General features: G+C 70.3%; 17 protein-coding genes and 3 pseudogenes. 6 read left to right on the top strand and 14 right to left on the bottom strand.

Annotated elements, in window-relative coordinates; all coding sequences use genetic code 11:
• Window positions 1-192: 192 nt before the first annotated feature.
• A complete protein-coding gene (locus N8I84_RS21555; protein ID WP_263231015.1) occupies window positions 193-2,655 on the bottom strand; it encodes a non-reducing end alpha-L-arabinofuranosidase family hydrolase in 2,463 nt (820 codons plus the stop codon).
• An 85-nt stretch (window positions 2,656-2,740) separates the two neighbouring features.
• Here N8I84_RS21555 and N8I84_RS21550 point away from each other — a divergent pair.
• A pseudogene (locus N8I84_RS21550) lies at window positions 2,741-2,869 on the top strand (hypothetical protein); the annotation flags it as partial.
• A gap of 30 nt (window positions 2,870-2,899) precedes the next feature.
• Here N8I84_RS21550 and N8I84_RS21545 read toward each other — a convergent pair.
• Together N8I84_RS21545 and N8I84_RS21540 are read right to left on the bottom strand one after the other, a co-directional pair.
• Complete coding sequence (locus N8I84_RS21545; protein ID WP_263235067.1) at window positions 2,900-3,091, bottom strand: hypothetical protein; 192 nt, start codon at window positions 3,089-3,091, stop codon at window positions 2,900-2,902.
• A gap of 899 nt (window positions 3,092-3,990) precedes the next feature.
• Window positions 3,991-4,518 carry a hypothetical protein gene (locus N8I84_RS21540; RefSeq protein WP_263235066.1) on the bottom strand — a complete coding sequence of 176 codons (528 nt, stop codon included), beginning with the start codon at window positions 4,516-4,518 and terminating at the stop codon, window positions 3,991-3,993.
• Here N8I84_RS21540 and N8I84_RS21535 point away from each other — a divergent pair.
• A pseudogene (locus N8I84_RS21535) lies at window positions 4,487-4,792 on the top strand (carbohydrate-binding protein); the annotation flags it as partial. The gene N8I84_RS21540 and the pseudogene N8I84_RS21535 overlap by 32 nt on opposite strands.
• 218 nt (window positions 4,793-5,010) lie before the next feature.
• Here the strand turns inward: N8I84_RS21535 and N8I84_RS21530 are convergent.
• The gene (locus N8I84_RS21530) at window positions 5,011-6,573 is read right to left on the bottom strand and encodes a carboxylesterase/lipase family protein (RefSeq protein ID WP_263231014.1); all 1,563 of its coding nucleotides are present in this window, start codon (window positions 6,571-6,573) and stop codon (window positions 5,011-5,013) included.
• Window positions 6,574-6,669: 96 nt separating this feature from the next.
• On the opposite strand from N8I84_RS21530, the gene N8I84_RS21525 reads away from it, so the two are divergent.
• Complete coding sequence (locus N8I84_RS21525) at window positions 6,670-7,647, top strand: helix-turn-helix transcriptional regulator (RefSeq protein ID WP_263231013.1); 978 nt, start codon at window positions 6,670-6,672, stop codon at window positions 7,645-7,647.
• Here the strand turns inward: N8I84_RS21525 and N8I84_RS21520 are convergent.
• From N8I84_RS21520 to N8I84_RS21480, 9 genes and pseudogenes are all read right to left on the bottom strand, one after another.
• Window positions 7,638-7,838, bottom strand: a pseudogene (locus N8I84_RS21520) (tyrosine-type recombinase/integrase); the annotation flags it as partial. The gene N8I84_RS21525 and the pseudogene N8I84_RS21520 overlap by 10 nt on opposite strands.
• Window positions 7,839-7,929: 91 nt before the next feature.
• Complete coding sequence (locus N8I84_RS21515) at window positions 7,930-9,150, bottom strand: FG-GAP-like repeat-containing protein (protein WP_263231012.1); 1,221 nt, start codon at window positions 9,148-9,150, stop codon at window positions 7,930-7,932.
• Between the two features lie 191 nt (window positions 9,151-9,341).
• Window positions 9,342-10,670 carry a DUF5933 domain-containing protein gene (locus tag N8I84_RS21510; protein WP_263231011.1) on the bottom strand — a complete coding sequence of 443 codons (1,329 nt, stop codon included), beginning with the start codon at window positions 10,668-10,670 and terminating at the stop codon, window positions 9,342-9,344.
• A gap of 382 nt (window positions 10,671-11,052) precedes the next feature.
• On the bottom strand, window positions 11,053-11,595 hold the full coding sequence (locus N8I84_RS21505; protein WP_263231010.1) for an MOSC domain-containing protein: 543 nt from the start codon (window positions 11,593-11,595) through the stop codon (window positions 11,053-11,055).
• A 149-nt stretch (window positions 11,596-11,744) separates the two neighbouring features.
• Window positions 11,745-12,425: a response regulator transcription factor gene (locus tag N8I84_RS21500; RefSeq protein ID WP_263231009.1), complete on the bottom strand. Its 681-nt coding sequence runs from the start codon at window positions 12,423-12,425 to the stop codon at window positions 11,745-11,747.
• Window positions 12,422-13,690, bottom strand: coding sequence for a sensor histidine kinase (locus tag N8I84_RS21495; RefSeq protein ID WP_263231008.1), 1,269 nt, complete (start codon window positions 13,688-13,690; stop codon window positions 12,422-12,424). Before N8I84_RS21495 ends, N8I84_RS21500 begins: the two co-directional genes overlap by 4 nt.
• A 113-nt stretch (window positions 13,691-13,803) precedes the next feature.
• The gene (locus N8I84_RS21490; RefSeq protein ID WP_263231007.1) at window positions 13,804-16,014 is read right to left on the bottom strand and encodes an MMPL family transporter; all 2,211 of its coding nucleotides are present in this window, start codon (window positions 16,012-16,014) and stop codon (window positions 13,804-13,806) included.
• A gap of 171 nt (window positions 16,015-16,185) precedes the next feature.
• Complete coding sequence (locus N8I84_RS21485) at window positions 16,186-16,941, bottom strand: SCO4225 family membrane protein (protein ID WP_263231006.1); 756 nt, start codon at window positions 16,939-16,941, stop codon at window positions 16,186-16,188.
• Window positions 16,942-17,057: 116 nt separating this feature from the next.
• Window positions 17,058-17,261: a hypothetical protein gene (locus N8I84_RS21480; protein ID WP_263231005.1), complete on the bottom strand. Its 204-nt coding sequence runs from the start codon at window positions 17,259-17,261 to the stop codon at window positions 17,058-17,060.
• A gap of 98 nt (window positions 17,262-17,359) precedes the next feature.
• Between N8I84_RS21480 and N8I84_RS21475 the strand changes: the two genes are divergently transcribed.
• Window positions 17,360-18,778 carry an MFS transporter gene (locus N8I84_RS21475; protein ID WP_263231004.1) on the top strand — a complete coding sequence of 473 codons (1,419 nt, stop codon included), beginning with the start codon at window positions 17,360-17,362 and terminating at the stop codon, window positions 18,776-18,778.
• A 119-nt stretch (window positions 18,779-18,897) separates the two neighbouring features.
• On the opposite strand, the gene N8I84_RS21470 is transcribed toward N8I84_RS21475, so the two are convergent.
• The gene (locus N8I84_RS21470) at window positions 18,898-19,668 is read right to left on the bottom strand and encodes an SDR family NAD(P)-dependent oxidoreductase (RefSeq protein WP_263231003.1); all 771 of its coding nucleotides are present in this window, start codon (window positions 19,666-19,668) and stop codon (window positions 18,898-18,900) included.
• Between the two features lie 162 nt (window positions 19,669-19,830).
• Between N8I84_RS21470 and N8I84_RS21465 the strand changes: the two genes are divergently transcribed.
• A complete protein-coding gene (locus tag N8I84_RS21465; RefSeq protein ID WP_263231002.1) occupies window positions 19,831-20,445 on the top strand; it encodes a TetR/AcrR family transcriptional regulator in 615 nt (204 codons plus the stop codon).
• A gap of 430 nt (window positions 20,446-20,875) precedes the next feature.
• A complete protein-coding gene (locus N8I84_RS21460) occupies window positions 20,876-22,123 on the top strand; it encodes a YncE family protein (protein WP_263231001.1) in 1,248 nt (415 codons plus the stop codon).
• Window positions 22,124-22,202: the final 79 nt, after the last annotated feature.

The raw sequence follows: 22,202 nt of genomic DNA, 5'->3' as shown, positions 1-22,202 counted from the left end.
CCTTGGCGAAGGGGGTGATCGTGCTGACAGGTGACGGCGGGGACGCCGGCGCCCACACCGCGCAGGACCAGGAGCCCACCCATCAGCCCGACAAAGCCTCGCCGAGCCTCCGCCTGGTCCCCAAACGATCGGAACCCCAGCCGGCGCACGGCTGGGGTTCCTCGATGCGGTGAGTAGCGTGGATCAGGCGGGTCAGCGCTTCAGGGTGAGGATGCCGGGCCGGTACGGCAGGTTGTCGTAGGAGGTGTTCGGCGGTGTGTCGGGGGACTTGCCCTGGTAGAGGAACTGCAGGTTGCAGGGGTCGATGGTCATGGTCTGGTCGGGGTTGTTGCGGACCAGGTCACCGTGGCTGATGTCGTTTGTCCAGGTGGCTCCGCTGTTGGCCTTGCCCGCGAAGGGGTTGGACTCGGTGGCGGCCTGCGGGGTCCACGGACCGTTCAGGCTGGTGGCGGTGAAGGAGCGGAAGTAGCGCTGCTCGCTCGCACCGCGAGCTTCGACGATCATGAGGTACTGGTTCTGGCCCTGGACCTTGTAGACCTGCGGTGCCTCGAACAGGTTCTTCACCGTGTCGCTCATGACGGTCGTGTACGACGAGCCGAAGTTGCCGGGGAAGTTCCCGATCGGCATGCTCGCCCGGTAGATCTTGCCGTTGTCACCGGCGAAGAACAGGTACATGTTCTTGTCGTCGGCGATCAGGGTCTGGTCGATCGGGCCGGTGGGGGAGTCGGTGCGGGGGATGCTGCCGGTGAACAGCGGCTGCGGCGCGGACCAGCCGTTGGGGTTGGTGGGGTCGCTGGAGGTGCGGTAGCTGAAGGGCCACGGACCCCACTGGTACGCCAGCACCCAGATCTTCTTGGGCGCGAAGTAGAACAGCGTGGGCGCCACCGCCTTCTCGCTCATGCCGGTCTGGCGGGCCGACGCCATGTCCGACCAGTTCGTGAAGGGGCTGAACGCCATCGAGCCGTAGGCCGATCCCGAGTAGTTCGACCCGTAGACCAGGTGCTTGCCGTTGTAGGTCACGGTGGTGAAGTCCTTCAGCGAGGCCCACCCGTTCGCCGGCTGCGCTAGCGGGTCCGTCGAGGTCCACCGGTATGTCGACGGAAGAGCACATGTGTCGCTCTTCGGCGCCGCGGTCGGCTGGAAGTTCCAGCGTTGGTTGGCGCCGCCGCCGTTGGTGTCCCAGATCTGAACGGGAGTGCCGTTGGCGGTCCGACCGCCGGGGATCTCCAGCGCCCGGCCGCTGGCGACGTTGGTGAGCGTGTAGGAGCCGTCGCTGTTCCGGTTGGCCTTCCAGTGCTGATGGGCGCCGCCATTGGAGTCCCAGACCGTCATCCTCGTCCCGTTGGCCGTCCGGTTGGCCGGCTCGTCCAGTACTCGGCCGCTGGCGACGTTGGTCAGGGTGTAGGAGCCGTCGCTGTTCCGGTTGGCCCGCCACTGCTGGTTGGAGGCGCCGCCGGCGTCCCACACCTGGACCGGGGTGCCGTTGTCGTTCTGTCCCGCGGGCTCGTCGAGAACGCGTCCGGCGGCCGCGTTGGAGAGCGTGTAGACGGTGCCGGAGGTGATGTCCCCGCCCGTCGTGCCGCCGCCCACCGTGCCCCCGCCGCTGCTGCCGCCCAGGGCGGTGAGCACCGCGTTGTACGCGGGCTTCTTGTTGCCGCCCGCGTCGAACAGCAGCGGGTTCTCACCGGTGCGCCAGGAGTCGCTGTCGCGGATGCCCCACACAGTGATGCCGGTGCAGCGGGCGACGTTCATGCACGCCTGGACGGCGTTGGCGTAGGCGGTCGGAGGCGCCTGGGCGATGTCGAGCTCGGTGATCTGGACGTCCACGCCGAGCGCGGCGAACTTGGACAGGGTGGTCTGGAAACTCGCCGGCGGGCCGCCGGCGCCGAAGTGGCTCTGGAAGCCGACGCAGTCGATGGGCACGCCGCGGGACTTGAAGTCCTTGACCATGCTGTAGACGCCCTGGGTCTTGACGTCGGTCCAGTTCTCGATGTTGTAGTCGTTGTAGCAGAGCTTGGCCGACGGGTCGGCGGCCCGGGCGGTGCGGAAGGCCTCCTCGATGAAGCCGTTGCCCAATACGTCCTGGAACACGGAGCTGCGGTGCTGGCCGCTGCCGCCGTCGGCGAAGGCCTCGTTGACCACGTCCCAGGCGTAGATCTTGCCCTTGTAGTGGGTCATCTCCTGGGTGATGTGGTTCTTCATCACCGTGCGCAGGGTGCTGGCGTCGGTGATGGACTTGACCCAGCCGGGCAGTTGGGAGTGCCACACCAGGGTGTGGCCGCGCAGGCGCTGGCCGTGCGCGGAGGCGTGGCTGACGATCGAGTCGGCGGGGGCGAAGTTGAAGGAACCCCGGGAGGGTTCGATGGTGTCCCACTTCATCGCGTTCTCCGGGGTGATCATGTTGAATTCCCGGTCGAGGATGGTGGAGTACGCCGAGTCGCCGAGCTTGCCCGCGGCCACTGCCGTGCCGAAGTAACGGCCGCTGCCGGCCGCCGCGTCGGCGGCCGTGGTCGGTGTGCGGGCCTCCGGCGTGCGTGCGGCCAGCGCGACCAGCGGTACGGCGGCACCCGCGGCGGCGAGGACCACGGCGGCGGCGATCACGCGGCGGGTTGCCGGACGGCGGCGATGAGAGCGGTTCTGATCTGACAACGGCATGTCCTTCTGACACAACGGGCCGTGATCCGGCCCCGGTTACCCGCCAGTTGCCACCACGCACACAAAGGTTGCCGCAATCGAGGGAGTGATTTTCACGGCCGCCGTCACCGTCCCCACCCAATTCCACGGCGACCCACTGGCCACAATGGAGGCCACCTACGCCGACGGGACCGACGTCGGCCCGGCCGACTGGACCCCGTACCAGCAGTGCGGGTACTTGTTCTCCCATCGAGGTGGAGGGCGCTCACCGGGTCGGGGCGAACCCTCCCCGGACCGACGCGGAGTGGCCCGGCCCCTGCGCGTCGACGCGGTAGCCGTCGCCCGCGCCACTGCGCACGCCGGTGCCGTTGTTGAACTGGGCGGCGAACTCATAGCTTCCGGCCGGCACGGTCAGGACCGGCTTGAGGACCCAGCGGTAGACCAGCGTGCCGCCCACTCCAGTGGTACGGCCCTGAAGCCGGCAAATGAGCCAAGTGCAGGCGGGACGCTTCGCCGGATGACTGTCCACTCGCAAAGCGCTCCTGAAGCTGGGCGTATGAGCCGGCCGAGCCGAGAGCGGCGCTCGTTCGCTCTGGTGCTCGGCCTGCCGCGCTTCAGAGCCGTGCCTACAGCGTGCCCGTAAGAGCGGACAACCACGGTCAACAGCGGTGCGAACCAGTTCTCGCGAGGCGGCCGCTACGCCACATGAGCGCAGGTCAACGGTCACATGACCTTCCAAGCGCCGTTGCGTCCCAAGCTGAGAGCGCGAGTTCGATTCTCGTCACCCGCTCCATGCGAAACCCCAGGTCAGCCGCCTGGGGTTTATTTGTTGTCCAGGTCAATTCGAGGTGGCACGCCCTCTTCGTGAGAGTCTCGACGAGCGAGGCTGGGAATCGGTCGACTCGATCACCGGCCTTACGGCGCGTCCGACGCACCCTCGGCGATTCCGCTCCCGCTGCCAGGAGCGTACGGCCTGCATGACGGCGGTGGACCGCGTGCAGTCGCTGCTGTTGCCGCCGGTGACGGTGCAGCCGAGCGGGCCGCCCAGTTCGTCACACGCAAGGTGGATTTTGGTGGTCAGACCGCCCGGGGCCTTCCAGGCCCCGGGCTGCAGAGCCCCTACTCGGCTCCGGCAGCGTGCTGGCGGGCGCGCACGATGGCGGAGTCGGCCGCCACCGTTCAGTCGACGGTGCCGGCCACATCCGCCCGCCAGGCCGAGCCCGCACGGAACTTCCACGCGATCCCGTCAGGACCGGCCGTCCAGCCGCTTCCGTCCCGCAAGGGCACATGCAATGCGCTCGCACGAACTCCCACTCGGAGTCCGACAACTCAAGGCGATGTTTCACACAGCAGGCCCTACGCGGACGCCGCCACGAAGACTGCCTGCGAGGTGGCCGACTGGAAGTTGTCGTCAGCGTCGAAGACGGCCCGGTAGTAGCCGGCATCGCTCTGGTCGACGTCCGCGGCGAAATCATTGCCGCTGCCGCCCCAGGAAGCCTCGACCGTGGTGAGCGTCGACCAGTTCACGCCGGCGGGCGAGTACTGGATATGGACGTTGATCCAGGCGGGCGTCCACCCGTCGGGGAAGTCGATGAGCCCCTCGGCGTGGACCTGTCCCGTGTCGGAACGGGCGGCCGTGAAGGCCGTGAACTTCGATGCCCTGTGCACGTGGACGACATCGCTCGTACCGGTGCCGGCCTGGAGGAACGGGTCGTCGGAGGTGTCCAGTGCGAGCTGGAAGTAGCCGCCCTGCCACGGCTTGTACTCCATCGTGAAGGTGCCGTCATCAGCGGTGGTGAAGCGGGTGCGGTGTGTCGGAACTGAGGCCGCGCAGGGCGGCTTCACCGCGAGGCACTCCGCCGACGGCGGCCGCACCTTCACCACGCTCAGTACGGTGCAGTCCGCCTCCGCCCTCGGCTTCGGCAAGGCCGCGCCGGGCGCCGGCTACCAGGCCCTGTACCTGATCGGTACCGTCAAGGACGTCACCGGGGTCTTCCGCTCCACCGACAAGGGCGCCACCTGGCTGCGCGTCAACGACGACGCGCACCAGTGGGGCAGCATCGGCAGCCTCGGTGTCATCACCGGCGACCCCGACGTCTACGGCCGCGTGTATGTCGGCACCAACGGACGCGGCCTCCAGTACGGCGACCCGTCCTGACCCCGACGCCCCGAGTGGGGCCGCAGCCGCACGGCCTGCGGCCCCGCCGTGGCTGAGTGACTTCGCGGAGGCGTTGGCAGCGGCGTCTGATCTGATCCGCGCAAGTGCCTTTTGGGCGGCCCAGCGGGCGCACAGCCCTCGCGCGGCGGTAGTGCGCGCTGTGTGTGCGGGCGGTGTTCAGGCGGGTCGGCTCTGCGCGGGTCCGGCACGAGCGGAGATCACTTCCGTGCGTCTCGGGCGGGCCGGGTGGACCAGGTGGGCCAGAGTGCGGTGGCGGCGTCGTTCGGGGGTTCGGTGACCATCCGATTCACCGAGGCCGAAAGGCCGGCGACGGCTCGTGAGTTGCCTGCCGCGTCCCGGTCGTAGACCGGCCAGCCGGGGTCACCGGTGGCGGCGAAGGCGGCCCACGCGCTGACGAGGGTGTCGCGTGCGGTGAGGTGTTCGGGGGTGTCGGCGCCGACGAGGGAGAGTTTGTCGAAGACGTGGAGCAGGTCGGCACCGTGGAAGGCGCCCATGGCCGGGCCGCACGGTTCGTCGAGCAGGAGGTAGTGGTAGGCGCGGCCTCCGGCGGCGACCTGGGCCCCGGCCAGGCGGACGGCCGGCATCCGGTAGGCGGCGTCGCTGAGGAAGACGCTGCGCAGGGCGGACAAGTCGTAGGGGTCGGCGACACGTTGACGGTAGGCGTCGAGGAGCATCTCCGGCTCCGTGATCCCAGCGCGCCGCATCTCGTCGTACAGGGCTTTCTCGTCGGCGGGCCGGAAGGAGTCGCCGCCGATCATCTGGAAGAGGCGTACTTCGTCGCGGGTCGTGCCGAGGAGCAGCGGAATATCGATGGCCGCGCCTTCGGTGACGCACCGGTGCGGGTCGCGGGGCAGTACGCTGCCGTCGAGTACGGCTCCCCAGGTCCGGCCGCCGGGCAGATTGCGGTGGCCGATGTCGCCGGTGACGACCGTGCTCTGCGCGTCCAGGATCCGCTCGACGGGGACGGTGAGCAGGCCCTCGGCGTCGTCGAGACCGAGTGCGGTGATCAAGTCCTCCGCCATGGCGGACGCGGTGCCCCTGTCGATGATTCGGGATGTGCTGCCGCTCTGCAGGATCGCCTTGTGGAACAGCCCGGCGGCTGCCGGGGCGGCCAGCAGGGCGCCGATGGAGAACGCGCCGGCGGACTGGCCTGCCACGGTGACGTTGCCGGGGTCGCCGCCGAAGGCGCCGATGTTGTCTCCGACCCAGCGCAGGGCGGCCACCTGGTCCTGCATCGCTTGGTTGGTGGATCCGGCCCACTGGTTGCCGAGGTCCGCGAGGTGAAGGAAGCCGAGGGCTCCCAGGCGGTAGTTCGCGGTGACGACGACGGCGCCGGTCTGGCGGGCGAGGGCCGCGCCGTCGCTGTACGGGGGCGCAGCCGAACCGGCCTCGAAGCCTCCCCCGTAGATCCACACGATCACCGGACGCGGACCGCCGTCGCTCGGTGTCCCGGGCGTCCACACGTTGAGGTGCAGGCAGTCCTCGGAGGTCTCCTTGATCTCCGCCGTGGGGAAAGTGGGGAAGGAGGATTTCTGGCTCGCCTCCGGCATCAGGGTCGAGGCCCCCTGGGCGGGGGCCGGGGCGAAGCGGTCGGCCCGGCGGACGCCCCGCCACGGCTCGGGCGGCTGCGGCGGGCGGAACCGCAGATCGCCCACCGGGGGAGCCGCGAAGGGGATACCGGCGAAGAGCGTGCTGCCGTCCGGGAGGGCGCACCCCCGAACGGTTCCCGCGGTGGTGTCGGCCAGGAGTACATGTGTCATGGGTGTGAGCCAGTTCTTCCCGTGTTGCGGTGTCTTCCGGCTGGACAGCGTTCCAGCCATACGTGACATCGGGCGTCAGGATTTACGCTCACTCGCGTGAAAGCCGACCGACTCCTGTCCATCCTGTTGCTGCTGCAGACCCACGAGCGCGTCTCCCACGTCGAACTCGCCGAGCGACTGGAGGTCTCCGTCCGCACCATCTACCGCGATGTCGAGGCGCTGTCCGGCGCCGGCGTACCGGTGTGGACGGAACGTGGGCGCAGCGGCGGTGTCCGGCTGCTGCCCGGCTACCGCACCGACGTCACGGGGCTGACCAACGACGAGGCGCGGGCACTGTTCGTCCTGGCCGCAGAGGGCACCCACGACGCGCTCGGACTGGGCGAGGCGATCCGCTCCGCGCTGCGCAAGGTGATGGCCGCACTGCCCGCCCCGCACCGCGGCGACGCCGAGCGCACCAGGCGGCGCATCCTCGTCGACCCCGTCCGCTGGATGCAGAGCTCCGGGACGGCCTCCGACACGGACCTCGCCCAACTGCAGCACGCCGTGTTCACCGACCGGCGGCTGCGTCTGACCTATCGCAGCGGCGACGCCCGCCGACCGCGCACCTACGTCGTCGACCCGTACGGACTGGTCAGCAAGGCCGGCATCTGGTACCTGGTCGCCGACCGGGACGGCGAGCCGCGCCTGTTCCGCGCCGACCGGGTGGTGGCCGCCGCGGTCACCGACGAGCCCGTCCGTCACCGCCCCGGCCAGGACCTCGGGACCGTCTGGAGTCTGCTGCGCGAACGCTTCGAGAGCCTGCCGGACGGGATCCGCGTCCACTGCCGGGTCCGCCGCGCGCAGCTGGAGATCTTCCAGCGCCTGTTCTCCTCCAGCCTGGTCGCCCCGCCGGAACCCGTGGACGACGACTGGTCCCGCGCCGAGCTGGCCTTCCGTGAGCTGCCCGACGTACGCGGCCTGCTCTCCCTCGGCGCCTGCGTCGAGGTCCTCGACCCGCCCGAGGCCCGCGCCGAACTCACCGCCGTCGCCGGCGAACTGGCGGAACTGTACGGTGCGCGGGCAGGGTCGACGTGACGGCGCCGGAGTCCGACCGGCTCCTCGGGCCGCATGGGACCGTAGGCGTCGAGGTGGACCATGAGGCGCCGGCGGGGCCGGACGGCATCGGCAAGGGCGTCGACCCGAGCGACGGTGGCGATCCTTCGCTCAGCGGCGGGCTCCTTGCCCGCTCCCGTGATCCGGCACGGGTTGCGGCTGATCAGCTCGTCGCAGGCGCGTGCAGCCGAGGTCGGACCGGCGCTGCCCGGTCCCACGCAGGCGAAAGGGCTTCCGCCCGGGAGCGGAGACCCTTCCCCTCGGTCAGAAGAAGCCGTTCAGGCCGAACCAGTCGTTCGCCGTCTCCACGCGCGATCCCAGCGTGCCGTTGCCGCGGCCCTGGTACACGAGCTGGCAGCCGACCCCTCGGCAGCTCTCGCCGACATAGCTGCTCTTGGTGATGGTGACGAGGTCGGCGCGGCCGTCGCTGCCGACATCGCCCAGGCCCAGGAACGTGTCCATGACGTTCCAGCCGCCGCTGCCGATCAGCACACGGGACCCGAGGGCCCCGGCCCTGCCCGGGTACAGCCACAGTTTCCCGGTGGACGCCTCGCGGACGATCAGGTCCGCACGGCCGTCACCGTTCATGTCACCCGCCCCGACCAGGGCGTTCATGGCGTTCCAGCCGCCGTTGCCGATGAGCCTGCGCGCACCGAGGGTGCCGCTGCCGGTGCCGGGGTACAGCCACAGCTTGCCCGTGGCCTTCTCGACGGCCAGCACGTCGGAGCGGCCGTCGCCGGAGAGGTCGCCGTACGCCACGATCCGGCTCATGGCGTTCCAGCCGCCGTTGCCCATGAGCTTGCGCGCACCGAGGCTGCCGGTGCCGGCACCCGGGTACAGCCACAGCTTCCCGGTGGACGCCTCGCGGGCGATCACGTCCTCTCGGCCGTCACCGCTGAAGTCGCCGTGCCGGACGAGGGCGTTCATGGCGTTCCAGCCGCCGCTGCCGACCAGCTGCCCGGTGCCGTCGCCGCGCAGGAACCACAGTCGGCCCGCCTTGTCCCGGACGAGGACGTCGGCCTTGCGGTCGGCGTTCAGATCACCGAAGCCCGCCGCCTGGGGCGTGGTCGACGAATACCACTCCGGGTAGGCCGGGAACCAGCACTCCCGCTCGGTGGCGACGAAACTCACCGAGCTGACGGTACGTTGCGAGCCTCCCCACTCGGTCCCCGCGGGGTCGGGGGCCCACGAGGTGACGCCGCCGGTCCTGCTGTAGTTCGGATCGTCGTGCAGGCAGGCGTACTTGGACGTTCGGTTCACCACGGACTGGAACGTGTTGTCCCACGTCCCCAGCGTCGCCTTGTTCGTGTTCGTCTTGAACATGGCGCCCGTGCCGTTGTCGGTCTTCCAGGCGCAGAAGTAGCCCGCCGGGCAGTCGCTGATCGCGGCCTGTGCGGGCGTCGTGGCCGCACCGAGCAGCCCGAGCGAGGTGAGCCCCAGCGTCGTGGCCAGCGTGGCCAGGCGCCGGAGCAGTGATACGCGCATTTCTTCCCTCCCTGACGCGGCACGGAGAGAAGCTCGACGTGCCGCGGGAGGAAGATACCTTGCCCGCGCGATCACTCCGTCTCGCGCGTCGCCGTCCCGTGCGGCAGGCGTCGCATTCGGTGTGTCCGCCCCCGCACCGGCAGCCGGTCCCGCTCGGGGAGCGCTCGGCCCACGGCCTGAGGCGCCATGACTCAGACCGCTTCAGGCTGCGGTTCCGGTTGCCGCGGTGGTACGGCCTTCGGTTTCCACAGGGTGGTGGTCCGTACGTAGCCGTAGACCACTGAGGTCATCGCCAGAATGAGAAGGGGTCCGAACACCCATGGATGTTCGGCCATCTCCACCGGCAGATAGCGGTACGACAGCAGGAGTGCGGCGAAGACCGCTGCACCGTGAGCGACCAACTGGATCCCTGATCGGTCCCAGCCGTGGTCGACCGAGCGCAGAGCCGCCTCGATCGTGAGCGCGAACACCACGCCCGCAACAAGATCCGCACCGTAGTGGAAGCCGAACCCGAGCGTCGCGCCGAGCGTGGCGATCAGCCAGAACGTGCCCGCGAAGCGCAGAATTCGTGGGCCCTTCCGGGAGTGAACGAAGATCGCGGTGGCCCACGCCGTGTGCAGGCTGGGCATGCAGTTGCGTGGCGTGATCTGGTCGAACGGCATCTGGTGCGGGGTGCTGATCGGCGGCGGCGTGTTCGGCCACACATCGGCCACCGCCCAGTGCACGGTGGGCGGCGTCGCCGGCCACAGGTCGGCCCACGCCCAGTGCTCGTTGCCCGCGCCGTAGGCGTAGAGCGGTCCGACGACCGGGAAGATCATGTAGATGGCGGGCCCGAGGAGCCCGATCACCAGAAAAGTGCGCACCAGGTGATGGCTCGGGAAGCGGCGCTCGACCGCCACATGGCGCAGCTGGTACAGCGCGACGACGACCGCGGCGACCGCGAGCTGAGCGTAGACGTAATTGAGAACATGGGCGCCGATGGAGCCGGTGGCCGTGACCATCCGACCTACCAGCCAGGACGGATTACCCAACGCGTGATCGGCGGTGGCCACGTACTGGTCGTACACCGCCGGGCGGGACTTCGACGTGATCAGCAGCCAGGTATCGCCGGTCTTGCGGCCTGCCACCAGCAGCAGGCCCAGCCCGACGCCCTTCAGCATCAGGACACGTTCCCGGCCGGTACGGCGCGTGACAGCGATGACCGCACAGCCCGACATGACCCACAAGGCGCCGTTGCCGAAGGGGTGTCCGCCGGTCATCCTGGCACCGACCGCCCACCGCACCAGCAAGAAGGCGGCGTCGATGCCGATCGCGGCACCGGCCGCGATGAACCGTTCGCGCCGGGTGAGCACCACCATCGTCAACGCCAGACTGGCGTACAACAAGAAGCCTGATTTGGGCGGGTATATCAGCTCTCGCACCTGGCTGGCCATCGGCCCCGGCAGGCCGTAGCGACGGGCGACGATCTCCAGCGTGATGAGCAGTCCGAGGGCCGCCACACCCGCTGCGGCCCATAGCATCGCCCGTGGTTGACGCCACACGGAGAAGGCAGTTCTGCCGTCTATTCGCGAAAGCAGCCGCGATTTTATAGGTCTCAATCAGTTAGCCGTTTGTTAGATGTTGGTCGAATAAGATTATTTAGTATTGCCGGATAGGATGATCTTCCGACGACGGACGGACGGTTGATATTCGTCGTAAGTTTCGAACATCCTATCGGAGCGATGCGGGCCGGCCACGGCTGAGTTCGAAGGACAGTCGTTCCCGCGAACGACACGGTCCGGCAAGTCGCGGAGAAGTACCTCCGGAAACCGGAGCGCACGGGACCAGGCCACGGTGGGACGTGGTCTTGAGCCCGGAAGCCGCGCCCCTCGCGCCGGATGTCCGGCTCGCCCGGCAGGCCGGTCAGACCCGGTCCAGGGGCCGGTGCGGACCGCTGGGAATTTCCGCTTCGATCGGGTCACCGGGGCGCACCACGCCACCCTCCCTCACGATGCTCATGATTCCGGCCTTGCGCACGATGTTCCCCGCCTCGTCGCGGCCGACGACCTGCTTCAGCAGCCCGCCCTGGAAGTTGTCGATCTGCAGACAGGGATTGCGCAGGCCGGTGACTTCCAGGACCGCGGAGTCACCGATGCGCAGCAACGTGCCGACCGGCAGCCCGAGCAGGTCGATGCCGCGCGTGGTGATGTTCTCGCCGAGTTCGCCCGGCCCCACCTCGAAGCCTTCTTCAACGACCTCGGCGAAGAGCTCCTCGTGCATGAGGTGGACCTGGCGCAGATTCGGCTGCGTGGGATCCTGCGCGACGCGCGAGCGGTGCTTGACCGTCACACCGGCGTGCACGTCCCCCTCCACACCGAGCCCTGCGAGCAGTCTGATGCTGTCCCGATTCGGCTTGGTGAACGAATACTCGCCGTTACTGCTGACCGCCGTCACTCTTCCGCTCATACCTCGGAACCCCCTCCTGAGTAAAAATGATCAGCACGAGCCTAACTCTCGCCCCTCGAGGCGCGAGAGTGTGAGTTCGGTTCTCGTCGTGCTTGTGCTTCTTCTCCGCGGAGCCGGGGCCTTCCGGTGTGCGGGACCTTCCCGCCGTGTCAGGGCACGGGCGGGCCGGCCTGTACGAGGCCCGACTGGTAGGCGATGACCACGAGTTGGGCACGGTCGCGGGCACCGAGTTTCGTCATGGCGCGGTGAATGTGGGTGCGCACGGTCAGCGGGCTGAGCACGAGGTCCTCGGCGATCTCGGTGTTGGACTTCCCTTCCGCGGCCAGGGCCATGACCTCGCGTTCGCGGACCGTTAGGTCTGCCAGGCGTTCCGGGGGTGCGAGGTGGGTGCCGGGAGCGGGGGTGGTGAGGAAGCGGGTGATGAGGGTGCGGGTGGCGCCGGGTGACAGGAGGGCCTCCCCGGAGGCCACGGTGCGCAGGCCGGCCAGAAGAGTGTCGGCGGTGACGTCCTTGCCGAGGAAGCCGCTGGCACCGGCCCGCAGGGCCTGGGCGACGTAGTCCTCGGTCTCGAAGGTGGTGAGGATGAGGACGCGGGTGGTGGACAGGGCGGGGTCGGCGCAGATGGCGGACGTGGCGGCGAGGCCGTCCGTGCCCGGCATGCGGATGTCCATGAGGACGATGTCGGGGTGGTGGGCGCGGGTCAGATCGACCGCCTCGGCGCCGTCGGAGGCTTCGCCGACCACCTCCATGTCGTCGCAGGAGTCGATCAGGATCCGGAAGGTGGCCCGCAGCAGGGCCTGGTCGTCGGCCAGCAGTACCCGGATGCTCATGACGTCTCGCTTTGTTCGGCGACGGCGGAGGACGGCTGGAGCGGCAGCGCGGTCGTGACCTCGAAGCCGCCCTCCGGGCGGGGGCCCGCACACAGTTCGCCGCCGATGGAGTGGGCGCGTTCGCGCATGCCCATGACGCCGAAGCCCCGGCTCAGGGCCCCCTCGGGGACGGGGGTGGCGGCCGGGCCGTCGTTGCTGACCGTGATCAGCAGACGGGAGCCGGAGTAGGCGAGCCGTACGTGGGCGGCCTCGGCGGCGGCGTGCTTGGTGACATTGGTGAGCGCCTCCTGCACGATCCGGAACGCGGTCAGGTCCACTCCCGGGGAGAGCGGTTGCGGCTCCCCCGTCGTGGTGACCGTGACGGTGAGTCCTGCGGACGCGCACGACGAGACCAGTTCCGGCAGGCGGGCGAGGCCGGGGGACGGCTCCAGCGGTGCGGAGGCCGAGTCGTCGGTCTGGCGCAGCACTCCCAGCGTGGCCTTCAACTCGCGCAGTGCGGAGGACGTGGTGCCGGTCAGGTCGGTGAGGATCGCCTTCGTCTGCTGCGGACTGGTGAGCACGAGGTGCGCGGCGGTGCCGGCCTGGGCGTTGGCCAGGGCCAGGTGGTGGGCGACGACGTCGTGCAGTTCGCGGGCGATGCGCATGCGCTCCTCGGTGACGCGCAGCCGTGCCTCCTCCTCACGGGTGCGCTCGGCGTGTTCGGCGCGGGCCTGTACCGCCTTCAGGTAGGCGCGCCGCAGCCGGGTCATGTTGCCGGCGGCCAGCGGCAGCAGCAGCCAGAAGAACGGGCCGATCGTCCTGAGCAGCAGCGAGAGGTGGTCCATGGAGTCGGAGAACACGGCCGCGACCATCAGCGCCGCCATGGTGGTGACGCCGTAGACGCGGGTGGTCTTCCGGTCGGTCTGCGTGGCCAGCCAGTAGAGCGCCGCCATGATCGGCGCCAGCAGCAGGGGGGTGAGCAGGTAGCCCAGTGCGACCGCGATCACCGTGCAGACGGCGGTCACGGTGACGGCCGTACGCGGGTGGCTGCGGTGCTTCAGCAGGGCGAGACAGGACACGCCCATGAGGAGGGTGGCGGTCTTGTCCTGGTCGGGCGGGTCGGCGCCGGGCAGGGTGAGATGGCTGCCGAGGCTGGCGCAGCCCATCAGCGCCAGGACCACCACGACATCCACAGCGAGGGGGTGGCGGTCCGTGAACTGCTCCAGGCGGTCCGTGTAGCGGCGCTCCAGGCGGTCCGTGTAGCGGCGCTCCAGGCTGGTGCTCATCGTGCTCTCCGGTCGGTGGGCTGGGGTCCATCGTGGACGCCTTCGGTTGTGAACGGCGAACGGGCCGCCCGTGTCGTTGGCCACGGGCGGCCCCTGTGGGTTGGGCGGTGGTGTCAGGTGCGCGCCGCGGCCAGGTCGGCCGCCGCGGCCGGGGCGGGGTCCGTGACGGAGCGGCGGCTGAGCGCCTCGCCCTCCACGTCGACGCGCGGCAGAAGCCGGTCCAGCCACTTCGGCAGCCACCAGGCCTTGTCGCCGAGCAGGGCGAGGACGGCGGGCACGATCGCCATCCGTACGACGAAGGCGTCGAAGAGGACGGCGGAGGCCAGCCCGAACCCGATCATCTTGATCATGGAATCGCTCTCGCCGATGAACCCGGCGAACACCGCGATCATGATCAGCGCGGCGGCCACGACCACGCGGGCGCTGTGCCGGAAGCCGGACGTGACCGCCTGGCGGGGCGGCTCGCCGTGGACGTGCGCCTCCCGCATACGCGAGACGAGGAACACCTCGTAGTCCATGGCGAGGCCGAAGACGATGCCCACCAGGAAGATCGGCGTCAGGCTCATGATCGGCCCGGTCTGTTCCACCCCCAGGAGCCCGGCGCCGTGGCCCTGCTGGAAGACCAGGACGACCACGCCGAGGGAGGCCAGCACCGACAGCAGGAAGCCGAGGGCCGCCTTGAGCGGGACGAGGAGGGACCGGAAGACCACCAGCAGGAGGACGACGGCCAGGCCGACGACGACCCCGAGATACGGGACCAGGGCGGCCTGCACCTTGTCGGCGATGTCGATGTTCAGCGCGGTGGTGCCGGTGACCTCGAAGGACGCCCCGGTCTCGGCCTCGACCCCGGGACGCTCGCCCCGGATCGTCTGCACCAGGTCCTTGGTCCTCTCGTCGGTCGGCGCGGTGGACGGCACGACCGAGATCACCGCGGTGTCACCGGCGGCGTTGAAGCGGGCCGGGGAGACGGACACGACGCCCTTCGTGGCACCGATCTGCTCGGAGATCGTCTGCGCCGCGCCCTTCGGGTCGGCATCGCCCTTGGCGTCCACGACGACGGTCAACGGCCCGTTGAAACCCGGCCCGAAGCCCTCGGCGAGCGCGTCGTAGGCGCGGCGCTCGGTGGTGGAGGTCGGCTTGGCCTCGTCCCCGGGCATGCCCAGTTGCAGGGACGTCATCGGCACCGCGAGGGCCCCGAGGCCCACCACACCGAGAAGCAGCACGGGCACGGGACGGCGCAGCACGAACCGCGCCCAGCGGGTGCCCCCGTTGTTCTCGCCGCCCTCCTCGATACGGCCGCTCGTACGGGCCTTGCGCGTGAGCACCGCGTTCGGCCAGAAGCCGAGGACCGCCGGGACCAGCGTCAGTGCCACGAACACGGCGACGATCACCGCGCCCGCCGCGGCCAGACCCATCTTGGTGAGCATCGGGATGCCGACCACCGCGAGCCCGGCCAGGGCGATGACGACGGTGAGCCCGGCGAAGACGACCGCGGAACCGGCGGTACCGACCGCCAGCCCGGCCGCCTCCCGCGGCGCCCGGCCCTTGGCGCGCTCCTCGCGGTAGCGGGAGACGACGAAGACCGCGTAGTCGATGCCGACCGCGAGGCCCAGCATCATCGCCAGGGTGCCGGTCGTCGTGGACAGGCCGAGGGCGTGGGACAGGGCCAGGATCGTGGCCATGCTGACGCCGGCGCCGACGACGGCGGTGAGCAGCGGCAGCCCGGCGGCGGCCAGCGAACCGAAGGTGACCAGCAGTACGACGGCGGCTATCGCGATACCGATCCCCTCGGCGGCGCCGCCCGCGCCGCCGCGGTCGTCCATCGCGCTCCCGCCGGCCTCGACGGTCAGCCCGGAGTGGCGGGCCTCGTCGAGGGTCCGCTCGAGGTGGATCCTGCTGGCGTCGGTGAGGTCGTTGGCCTTGACCTTGTAGGTGACGGTCGCGTACGCCGTCGAACCGTCCTTGCTGACCGCCTTCGCCCGGAACGGGTCGACGGCGCTCGCCACCTGCGCGCCGTCGGCCAGTTCGGCGACGGCCTTCTCGACGGCCTGCTTGTGCCCGGTCGCGGTCACCTTCTCACCGCTCGGCGCGACGAAGACGACACGGGCGGTCGCGCCGTCGGCCGTCGCCCCCGGGAAGCGCTCGTTCAGCAGGTCGAACGCCTTCTGGGATTCGATGCCCGGCATGGAGAAGCCCTCGTCGGAGGCCCCCGGCGCCTTGAGGGCGCCCAACCCGAGGGCGGCCAGGACGGCCGCCCAGACCAGGGCGACGTACCAGCGTCGCCGGAAGGCCAGACGGCCCACTCGATACAGGAAAGTAGCCACGGCAGGAGGTCTCCACATCTGGGTGCCGACTGTCCGCCCAGCCTCTCCGGGGGCGGGCCGTCCCGTCGTCCTGCGCCTGCCGACAATCCCCGCTACTCAGAACGCAGTACGGACCGGCCGACAGGTCCACCGCGAGTACGACGGGGACACTCCCGCGTCGGGCCGAATCGCTCAGGTGGCCGGGTGCGCTTCCCGTGTCCGCAGCCTGCGTGCGAGCAGGCCGAGCAGCGCGGCGTCGACCAGCCCGGACAGGGCCACACCGACGGAGAAGAGCAACGGGCTCAGCCAGGAGAGCGAGGAGTACTGCGCGGGTGCCGCCACCAGGGAGGCGACGATGCTCAGCGGCGCCGTGGCCATCAGCGGCCAGATCCCGGCGAATCCCGGGTCCGGCGACAGGTACACCGCGTACAGGAAGAACCCCAGCGCCGCCGCGACCACCGCGAGGTATCCGCGCGCGAGCCAGTTGTCCACCGCGGGCGCCAGCAGGCCCCTAATGCCTCGCAGGCCGGGGCGTTCGGTGGGCGCCATGTCCGTTCCCTTCTCTTCGGAGGGGACCGGGATCCGCGGGAGGGGCTCACGCGCGCCGGCCGGTGCGGCGGCCGCGGACCTCGCGACGAGGGCACCGAGCACGGCGGCGTTCACCAGGGCGCACAGCAGGAGCCATACGGTCCACAAAAGCGTGGCGAGCACCTCGACCACCCCTCCGCCCTCGGTGCCGGGGCCGAAGGGGAGGACCGCACTCAGGAAGGAGAGCGGCGCCGTGAGCATCAGGGGACCCGGTGCGAAGCCGCTGTCCGGAAAGAGGAACACGACCCAGACAGAGGCGGCGAACACGGCCAGATAGGCCCGGGCGAGCCAGTTGTCCGTGGCGAGCGCGAGGAGCCGGCGCAGGCGTGGAAGACGGCGAGGGAGGGAGGAGCTCGGCATCGCGGGTTCCTTCGGGTCGGTCCGTTGGCGATGTCCCCAACGGTGGACCGGAGGGCGCGTACAGACATGAGTACGGGTACTCACCGGCAGGGCGCTGGACCTACCACGCCGCGTGCTCAGCGAGCCGGCAGTCCGCGGAGCTCCGCGGTGATCCGGCCGGGGGCCTCCTCGGCCGTGTAGTGGCCGCGGCCGACGGTCCTGTGAGTCGGGTCCGGTGCCCAGGCGGACCAGAGGACTCGGGCGTCGAAGCCGGGGAAGGCGCCCCAGCCCTGCCGGTGGAACCCGATGGCGGCACCGGTGCCCTGCATCACCTGCCACATGAGGTGATGTGAGCAGCCCGGCTCCCGCACCGTGGGGCATATGTCCCTTACTGTGGCTTTGGGCGTAGGGCCTGCGCGGACGGGATGGAGTTGGGGCCGTGGCGTTCGCGGAGTCGGCCGGCGGCGGTGAGTCCGTACCCTCCCCCGAGTCGACCCCCGAGCCCGAACGACGGTCGTGGGCACCGCTGTTGACGGTGTGCGCCGGGTATTTCATGGTGATCCTGGACGTGACGGTCATCAACGTCGCCGTGCCGGTGATCGGCCGGGAGCTGTCGGCCTCGCTCACCGGCATCCAGTGGATCACCGATGGGTACACCCTGGTCTTCGCCGGCTTCCTGCTGACCGGTGGCGCGCTGGGCGACCGGCTGGGCAACCGCCGGGTCTTCTGCTGGGGCGTGGCGGTGTTCACCGTGTCCTCGGCCGCGTGCGCGCTCGCGCCGAGCGCCCCCTTCCTTGTCGCGTCCCGGTTGGTGGAGGGGCTCGGCGCGGCTCTGATCGTGCCAGGTTCCCTGGCCCTGCTCCAGCAGGCCTACCCGGGGCCCGCCGCACGCTCGCGGGCCTTCGGGCTGTGGGGTTCGATGGCCGGCGTCGCGGCCTCTGCCGGTCCGCTGCTCGGTGGGCTGCTCGTCTCCACGGTGGGTTGGCGCTGGGTGTTCCTCATCAACCTGCCCGTCGGTGTGGTCTGCCTGGTGCTGACGCTGCGGTACGTGGCGCGCTCGCCCCGGCGTACCGCCCGGGCCCTGGACTGGCCGGCGCAGTGCGCGGTCGTGGCGGCGGTGGCACTGCTGACCGCGGCGCTCAACGAGGCAGGACGACGGGGCTGGTCCGATCCGGCTGTTCTGGCCGGGGTGGGCCTGGCCGTGTCGGCCGCCGTGGCGTTCGCGGTGCGGGAGCGGCTGGCCCGGTCCCCTGCTCTGCCGCCGAGCCTGCTGCGCTCTCGTGCGGTGAGCGGCGGAGCCGCCATCGGTCTGCTGTTCAACTTCGGCTTCTACGGCATGCTGTTCACCGCCAGCCTGGAATTCCAGCACCGGCGCGGCTTCAGCGCGCTCGGCACCGGGCTGGCGCTGTTCCCGGCGGTGGCGATGACCATGTTCGCCTCCGTCCTGTCCGGGCGGCTGACCCGCCGCACCGGCGATCGTCCGCTGGTGATCTCCGGCATGCTCCTGGCCGCCCTGGGGCCGGCCGGCTGGGCCGCTGCGGGAAACGACCCCGCCTACCCGCTGCTCGTGGCCCCGATGATGGCCGCGGGGTTCGGTACCTCCTTCGCCCTCACCGGCTCCACCGCCACCGTGATGGGTGCCGCACCCCCGGCGTACTCAGGAGCCGCCTCCGCCCTGTTCAACACCACCCGCCAGATCGGCAGCGCCACCGGCGTCGCGCTCGGCGGCAGCCTGCTCGCCACAGCCGCCGACTACGGCGCCGGGCTGCGCACCAGCATGGCCATCGGCGCGCTCGCCTACCTGGCCGCCGCAGGCCTCGCGTGGCTGTGCGTGCCGGCCAGGTCCGAAGGGACGTAGGGCGGCCCGAGGCCGTCGGGCGGTCCTGGCGGTCTTCGCCTCCGACGGGCAGCAGGCGTTCTGCGAAGGGCAGGTGCGGGCAGCTGAGGCACACCGCCGGGAGGCGCCCCGCACGCCGTTCACGCGGCGATCACGGCGACCCCTGTCCTGCCCCCGTCGACGTCCACCACGGTTCCGTGCACGAAGGCCGCTTCGTCACTGGCCAGCCAGACCACGGCATGCGCGATGGCGTCCGGCGTGCCGACGTCACCGGCCGGGGTGCCCTTCATCATGATCTCGCCCGGATGGGGCTCGCTGCCTTCCGGGGCCGGGGGGAGGATCACACCCGGCGAGACGGCGTTCACCCGCACGCCCATCGGTCCGAACTCCGCGGCCCACGCCCGCGTGAGCGTCTCCATGGCTCCCTTGGTCGAGCTGTAGAGCGCGCCGAGAGGAACGCCCAGGCGCGCGATCCACGAGCCGAGGTTGACGATCACCCCGCCGCCGGACTCCGTCATGGCCGGGACGAGGGCGGCCGTGAGGAAGAACGGCGCCTTCACGTTCACTCCGTAGACCTTGTCGAACGTCTTCTCGTCGGTGGCGGTGGTGCCGGGGGCCGGATAGATGCCGGCATTGTTCACCAGGATGTCGATCCGCCCGCCCAAGGCCTCAAGGGCGCGATCCGCCAGGTCCCGGGAAGCCTCCGCGCTGCCGTCGAGGTCCGCCATCAGGAAGTCGGCCCGGCCACCGGATGCGCGGATCCCTTCGACGACCTGTTCCCCCCGTTCCCGATTGCGCCCGGACACGATGACGTGCGCCCCCTCGACGGCGAACGCTTCGGCGATCGCCTGCCCGATGTTGCTGGTCGACCCCGTGACCAGCGCCGTCTTGTTCCGCAGTCGTCCACTCATGACGCACCTTCCTCTATCTCGCAGTGTGCGGACAACTGTGCACCGCAGAAAATGGACCAGCAAGTCCAGACGGAGGGGATTCCGGTCGTCACCGCCGACCGAGCCTCATGCCGGTAAACTGGACCCGCCAGTCCACTGAGGGTGAGGGGGGAGGGAGGCGGAATGCCGGACGCACCGACCGCGAAGGGCCGCGCCACACGCGCTCGCATCATCGAGGGGGCGGCCGAGGTGCTGCGCGAGCAAGGTGTCGCGTTCACGACGCTCGACGACATCCGCAGCCGCACCGGCACGAGCAAGAGCCAACTGTTCCACTACTTCCCCGACGGCAAGGACGAACTGCTGCTGGCGGTGGCCCAGTTCGAAGCGGACCGCGTCCTGGAGGACCAGCAGCCGCACCTGGGGCGTCTGGACTCGTGGGAGTCCTGGCAGCAGTGGCGGGACGTGGTCGTGGAACGCTATGAACGCCAGGGCGACCACTGCCCCTTGGGGGCGCTGTTCCTCCAGGTCGGGCGGTCCAGCCCCGGTGCACGGGCGATCGTGACGGAGCTGATGCGCGGGTGGCAGCAGCAACTCGCCCGCGGCATGCGCGCCCTCCAGGCGAACGGCCTGGTCTCGCCCGCTCTCGATGTGGACCGGGCGGCCGCTGCGCTACTGGCGGGGATTCAGGGAGGCGTGACCATCATGATGTCCACGGGCGACTCGAGCCACCTCGAGGCGGCGCTCGACACCGGCATCGAACACCTCCGCGCGACGGCGGGCGAGCCGGTACGGACCTGACGCCCAGGGGTCGCTCCAGGCGGAAACCCCAGGCGGCGGACCGGGGTTCGCCTGTCGTCCGGGTCGACCGGACGGCCGCCCGACCGCTGCGTGCGCCAAGTCGGTCACCCCGAACCGCGGTTCATGGCGTGATCCGCGTGGTCCACCGTGTGTGACGTCCGGCCGGGCCTTTGCGCTTGATAAGTGGCCGCCTGTCGATCTTGACAGGGGCTGCGACGAGCGAAGAGCCGGACGGCTCAGCTCGTCGCGCCTTCCACGGACCCCACTTGCAGACGTCCTACTGAAGGAAGCGACCGACCGCATGCGCATAAGACAGTTCGCAGAAAGAGCAGCGCTCTCCGCTGCCTTGAGCCTCTCGCTCCTCGGCCTCGGAACGACCACCGCCGCCGCGGACACCAGTGCCCCACTGCCGATCAGCTCGTATCGGGACATGGCTGTCGACGCGGCTCATCAGCAGGTCTTTCTCAGTGATCCGTTCGGTGGCAGCGTCCTGGTGACGGACTACTCGGGCCAGGTAGTGAAGCAGATCGGCGGTGAGGCCGGTGCCTGGGGCATGGCGCTTTCCAGCGACTCCCGAACGCTGTACGTGGCACTCCGCGACGCCGGCGCCATCGCCGCGATCGACACCGCCACCCTGCAGGAGACCGCCCGGTACGACACCGGAACCGGAGCGGGCGCCTACGCCGGCCCGACCTCCCTCGCGCTGGCCGGAGGAAAGATCTGGTTCGGCTACAGCACCGACGCCTGGAACGGCGCCCTCGGCTCCCTGGACCTGAGCGGCGCGCAGCCGGTCGTCGCACGGGGCCAGGGCCTCGACACGTTCCGCGGCTCGCCCCGCCTGGCTGCCACGCCGCAGGACCCGGACACCCTCGTCGCCGCCGAATCCGACGGCAACGCCGCCACCCTGGCGGTGTACGACGTGAGCACCGGCCAGGCCGACGTACAGGCCAAGCGTGTCGATCCGGGAACGGACGGGTGCACGAGCCTGCAGGACCTCGCCTTGACGCCGGACGGCGCACGGGTGGTCGTCGCCTGCTCCTCGCCCTACTACCACCAGGCGTTCCGCACGGCCGACCTGGCGGACGACGGCCGCTACACCACCAGCCACTACCCCGACGCCGTGGCCATCGCCCCCGACGGCACCATCGCTGCGGGCATCGACGGCGCTTCCTCGCCCGACGTCTACCTGTTCACGCAGGACGACTCCACGGCCTTCAAGACCTGGGACTTCCCCGCGTCGTCCCCGTACGCCACCAACACCCTCCAGCCCGCCGGTCTGGCCTGGGCTCCGGACGGCAGCAGGGTGTTCGCGGTCACCGAGGACAGCGGCTCGTCATCCCTGACGCTCCAGGTCCTGGACCTCCCGCAGTTCGCCACCACCGTCACCGTGCAGGCACCCGCCTCGTCACCCCGGAACCAGGACCTCACCCTCACCGGAAAGCTCCAAGCGCCCGTGGGATTCGGCGTGGGGACCACTGTCGACATCTGGCGGCTCGACGACCCCACGGCGGGCGAGGGCACGCTGATAGGGTCGGCGACCGTCGCCGCGGACGGCACGTTCAGCTACACGGACCGCCCGAAGGCCAAGGGCGACGTCCAGTACACCGTGCAATACGGGGGCGACGCGCGGCACACCAGTGCCTATGGCACGGTCACGGTCGACATCACCTCTGACTGAGTCCCGTCCGCCTCGCGCCACGGGCTCCGCTCGAACCTGCGCTCGGCCGGGGTTTCCCGGCCGAGCGTGTCGCGCGGCC

Origin of the sequence: Streptomyces cynarae (assembly GCF_025642135.1) — a bacterium.
GTDB lineage: Bacteria > Actinomycetota > Actinomycetes > Streptomycetales > Streptomycetaceae > Streptomyces > Streptomyces cynarae.
The sequence above is the reverse complement of the archived record's forward strand: the minus strand, read 5'-3'. Positions and strand labels throughout refer to the sequence as shown.